The organism is Herbaspirillum lusitanum P6-12 (genome assembly GCF_000256565.1).
GTDB classification, from domain to species: domain Bacteria; phylum Pseudomonadota; class Gammaproteobacteria; order Burkholderiales; family Burkholderiaceae_D; genus Herbaspirillum; species Herbaspirillum lusitanum.
The window spans coordinates 1-4,803 of sequence record NZ_AJHH01000709.1; the positions used below are offsets into that span (position 1 = coordinate 1).

Consider the following 4,803-nt stretch of genomic DNA (forward strand, 5'->3'; position numbering starts at 1 on the left):
TGCCCTCTTCGCCGTAGGCATGCGTATCGCCGAACAGCGAACGCTTCCAGCCGCCGAAGGAATGCCAGGCCATCGGCACCGGAATCGGCCGATCAGCGCATGGATGTGGCCGCGCTCGACTTGCAGGTTGACTTTGCTTACTGCTGTAAAACCCTTGAATTCCTTCGTCAGGTTTTTTGTCTCCAGAATGACATCTGTCATAGTGTCTCTTCTCATTCTTCCCATGAATACCCCGCGTGTGTCCGCAGGGCCGCCTTGTGTAAATCGCTACGCTTCTGGCGCCGCAATCTGAGCCTGTGAGGCTCTCGTGCGAGAGTCTTATTTTTTTAATATCTGGCGCATAGTAGCCGAGTCGTACCATTACTACAATACGTATAAGTACCGTATTGGGGAAAGGTCGAATTTTTTATTTTCGGCGCAACTTTCAAGGCGTTCCGCGACGTGCTGCGCGGATCAATTCTGCTGCCTTTTCGGCAATCATCAGGGTCGGAGAGTTGGTATTACCGGAGGTGATGGTCGGCATCACCGATGCATCCACAACCCGCAGCCCGCCTACGCCGCGCACGCGCAACTGGCTGTCCACCACGGCCTGCGCGTCATCGGCACGGCCCATCTTGCAGGTGCCGACCGGATGGAAAATCGTCGTGCCGATTTCGCCGGCGGCTTTGTATAACTCTTCCTCAGACTGGTATTCCACACCGGGCTTGCATTCGTCGGGTTGGTACTTTCGCAACGCCGGCGCAGAGACGATTTTCCGCGTCAGCTTGAGCGAGTCGGCGGCGACCTTGCGATCGGCTTCCGTGCTCAGATAATTGAGCGTGATTTTTGGCGCTAAAGCACCGTCGTTGCTACCAAGGCGAATATGGCCGCGCGAAGTAGGACGCAGGTTGCATACGCTGGCGGTGAACGCCGGGAACGGATGCAGCGGATCGCCGAATTTTTCCAGCGACAAAGGCTGCACGTGGTACTCGAGATTGGCGCTGCTCTGCGATGCATCGGACTTGGCGAACACGCCGAGCTGCGACGGCGCCATCGACATCGGACCGCTCTGGAACATGGCGTACTGCACGCCGATCATCATCTTGCCGTACCAGTTGCCGGCCATCATGTTGAGCGTCTTCACGCCCTTCACCTTGAACGCCATGCGGATCTGCAAATGGTCCTGCAGATTTTCGCCGACGCCGGCGAGATCCTTCACCACCGGAATCTGATGCTGCTGCAACAAGGCCGCCGGACCGATGCCCGACAATTGCAGGATATGCGGCGAACCCACGGCGCCGGCGGCCAGGATGGTTTCGCTGGTCGCTTCGGCGTACCACTCGCTGCCGCCACCGGTGAATTCGACGCCGACGCAGACCGGCCCAGTGTCTCGTTGTTCGATGCGCAGCCGTTTGACGTGCGAACCGGTCATCACGTCGAGGTTGCCGTTTTTCATGGCCGGTTTCAAAAATGCTTTCGAGGCGTTCCAGCGAATGCCGCGTTTTTGATTGACGTCGAAATAGGAACTGCCTTCGTTGTGGCCACGGTTGAAATCGTCGATCTTGGGAATGCCGGTTTCCGCCGCCGCATCGCGGAAGGCGTCGAGGATTTCCCACGACAGCCGTTGCTTCTCGACGCGCCATTCGCCGCCGGCGCCGTGGAACTCATCGCTGCCCTTGTAATGGTCTTCGCTCTTCCTGAACAGCGGCAGCACCCGGTCCCAGCGCCAGCTGTCGTCGCCGCTCAATTGCGCCCACTCGTTGTAGTCGCGTTCCTGGCCGCGCATGTAGATCATGCCGTTGATCGACGAGCAGCCGCCCAACACTTTACCGCGCGGATAAATCAGGCTGCGGCCGTTGAGGCCGACATCGGCTTCGGTGCGGTACAGCCAGTCGGTGCGCGGATTATTGATGCAATACAGGTAACCGACAGGGATATGGATCCACAGGTAATCATCCTTGGCGCCCGCCTCGATCAGGAGCACCTTGATGCCAGCATCCCTGCTCAGGCGATTGGCCAGCACGCAACCAGCCGTGCCGCCGCCGACGATGATGTAATCGTATTTACCTGCTGACTCCATATACCTGTCTCCGTTATTTTTATCGATTGTGTTGCTGCAAACTTGCTACAAACTTATTGCGCGATTACTTCGCCACCGGCATCGTGAATTCCGCACCCTTGCCGATAGTAGCCGACCAGCGCTGCATGATGGACTTATATCGCGTATAGAACTTGATGCCCTCTTCGCCGTAGGCATGCGTATCGCCGAACAGCGAACGCTTCCAGCCGCCGAAGGAATGCCAGGCCATCGGCACCGGAATCGGCACGTTGATGCCGACCATGCCGACCTGGATGCGACGCGAGAATTCGTGCGCCGTATTGCCGTCGGCGGTGAACAGCGAGACGCCGTTGCCGTATTCATGCGCATTGATCAGGCGCACTGCTTCGGCAAAATCAGGCACGCGCACCACGCACAATACCGGTCCGAAAATTTCTTCCTTGTAGATCTTCATGTCCAGCGTGACGTTATCGAACAAGGTGCCGCCAACGAAGAAGCCGTTTTCATGACCCGGCACGGTGATGCCGCGACCATCCACCAGCAGCTTGGCGCCTGCCTTGACGCCGTCGTCGATGTAGCCTTCCACCTTGGCCTTGTGCGTCGCCGTGACCAGCGGGCCCATTTCGGCGTCGGCTTCCATGCCGTTCCTGATTTTCAAGGCCTTCACGCGCGGGATCAGCGCCTCCACCAGCTTGTCGGCCACGCTGCCGACCGCCACCGCCACCGAAATCGCCATGCAGCGTTCGCCGGCCGAACCGTAGGCTGCACCGATCAGCGCATCGACCGCCTGCTCCAGATTGGCGTCCGGCATCACCACCAGGTGATTCTTGGCGCCGCCCAGCGCTTGCGCACGCAACGGGAAGGTACCGGCGCGCTTGGTCGCTTCGCTGTAAATGTATTCCGCAATCGGCGTCGAACCGACGAAAGAGATCGCCTGCACGTCCGGATGCTGCAGCAACGCATCGACCGCCACCTTGTCGCCCTGCACCACGTTGAACACGCCGTCCGGCAGACCGGCGCGCTTGAACAGGTCGGCCAGCATCAGCGACGGCGTCGGATCGCGCTCGGACGGCTTCAGGATGAAGCTGTTGCCGGTAGCGATCGCCATCGGCGCCATCCACAGCGGCACCATCACCGGGAAATTGAACGGCGTGATGCCGGCGGTAACGCCCAGCGGCTGACGCAGATTCCAGTTGTCGATGCCGCCGCCGATATTGTCGGTGAACTGGGTCTTCAGCAATTGCGGCACACCACAGGCGAACTCGACGATTTCCAGGCCGCGCGTGACTTCGCCCTTGGCATCGGAAAATACCTTGCCGTGTTCGCGCGTGATCGCCGCAGCCAGGTCGTCATGATGCTGCTCGATCAACTCCTTGAACTTGAACAGTACGCGGGCGCGCTTCAACGGCGCGGTCTCGGCCCAGCCCGGCGCAGCGGCGCTGGCGGAAGCGACCGCGGCATTGACTTCCGCCGTCGAGGCCAATACGACCTGGCGCGACACTTCACCGGTGGCCGGATTGAAGACGTCCTGCTGGCGTCCGCTTTCGGACGGCGCAATGCGGCCGTTGATGTAATGCTGGATCGTGGATGGTGCGGCAGTCATAAGTGTCCCTTTGGTATGAATTGATATCGAATCGGAAAAAATGGCGGATTTATCCTGTTTTGAGAGAATATCGCGTAGATTCAGATGAATCCAATCAGTTATTATCAACAGCAATATAAAAATAACTGATAAAAATGCCGCAACAGGCTTCCCCCTCACCTGTCCATTTTTATTTTTTCAGCATTTAGCCATGGATTTCACGCAATTACGCGCTTTTATCGCCGTCGCCGAGGAAGGCAACCTGACGCGCGCCGCCGACCGGCTCCATGTCACCCAGCCGGCCGTGAGCCTGCAGATCAAACTCTTGCAAGAACGGCTCAAGCTGCAATTATTCGTGCGCACCAGTGCCGGCATGCGACTGACCAACGACGGCACCAAGCTGCTGCCGGTGGCCGAACGGGTGCTCAACACCCTGCAGGAATTCCACCAGCACGCCGACGCGCTGCACACCAGCGCCGGCACCCTGAGCGGCACTTTGTCGCTGGGCACCATCCTCGATCCCGAGTTCATCCGCCTGGGCGCCTTCCTCAAGCTGCTGGTCGAGCGTTATCCCCAACTGTCCACACGTCTTCAACACCATATGTCCGGTTCGGTGCTGCAATTGCTGAAAACCGGCGAGCTCGACGTCGGCTTCTTCCTGGGAACGCCCGGCAAGGGCTTCCACAGCCTCACCCTGACGCCGTTCACCTACAACGTCATCGCCCCCGCCGGTTGGAAGAACCGCGTCGCCGGCAAGGGCTGGAAGGAGCTGGCGCAGCTTCCCTGGATCTGGACGCCGCCGGAGTCCGCACATCACCGTCTGCTGAACCGGGTTTTCATGCAATACAAGTTGACGCCCAATACCGTCGCGCTGGTCGATCAGGAATCCTCCATGCTGGACCTGGTGAAATCCGGCGTCGGCTTGTCGCTGGCGCGGGAGTCGATTGCGCTGAACCAGGCGCATGCGCACGGGTTGGTGATCGCCGATGCAGTCGATCTTTCTACTGAGCTGTCTTTCATTGCATTGGAGAAACGCAAGAATGAACCAGCCATCAGCGCCGTGTTTGCCTTGTTGCAAAACGTATGGAATTGAGTTTTTTTGTCATTTCCTGAAAGGAATTTTTTTGAGTTTTCGAAAATGACGTGAAGTAGGTTTTTAAATTAATAGTTTATATATATAAAT

Annotated in this window: 3 protein-coding genes and 1 pseudogene; 1 reads left to right on the forward strand and 3 read right to left on the reverse strand. The window is 58.3% G+C overall.

Annotation, left to right across the window (positions count from 1 at the left end):
• The 3 genes and pseudogenes from HLUSI_RS34495 to HLUSI_RS0123015 form a co-directional block, all read right to left on the reverse strand.
• Nucleotides 1–201, reverse strand: a pseudogene (locus HLUSI_RS34495) (hypothetical protein); the annotation flags it as partial.
• A 223-nt stretch (nt 202–424) separates the two neighbouring features.
• Complete coding sequence (locus tag HLUSI_RS0123010; RefSeq protein WP_016836179.1) at nt 425–2,059, reverse strand: GMC family oxidoreductase; 1,635 nt, start codon at nt 2,057–2,059, stop codon at nt 425–427.
• 64 nt (nt 2,060–2,123) lie between these two features.
• Nucleotides 2,124–3,641: a CoA-acylating methylmalonate-semialdehyde dehydrogenase gene (locus HLUSI_RS0123015; RefSeq protein WP_016836180.1), complete on the reverse strand. Its 1,518-nt coding sequence runs from the start codon at nt 3,639–3,641 to the stop codon at nt 2,124–2,126.
• A gap of 190 nt (nt 3,642–3,831) precedes the next feature.
• On the opposite strand from HLUSI_RS0123015, the gene HLUSI_RS0123020 reads away from it, so the two are divergent.
• The gene (locus HLUSI_RS0123020; protein ID WP_016836181.1) at nt 3,832–4,713 is read left to right on the forward strand and encodes a LysR family transcriptional regulator; all 882 of its coding nucleotides are present in this window, start codon (nt 3,832–3,834) and stop codon (nt 4,711–4,713) included.
• Nucleotides 4,714–4,803 lie beyond the last annotated feature (90 nt).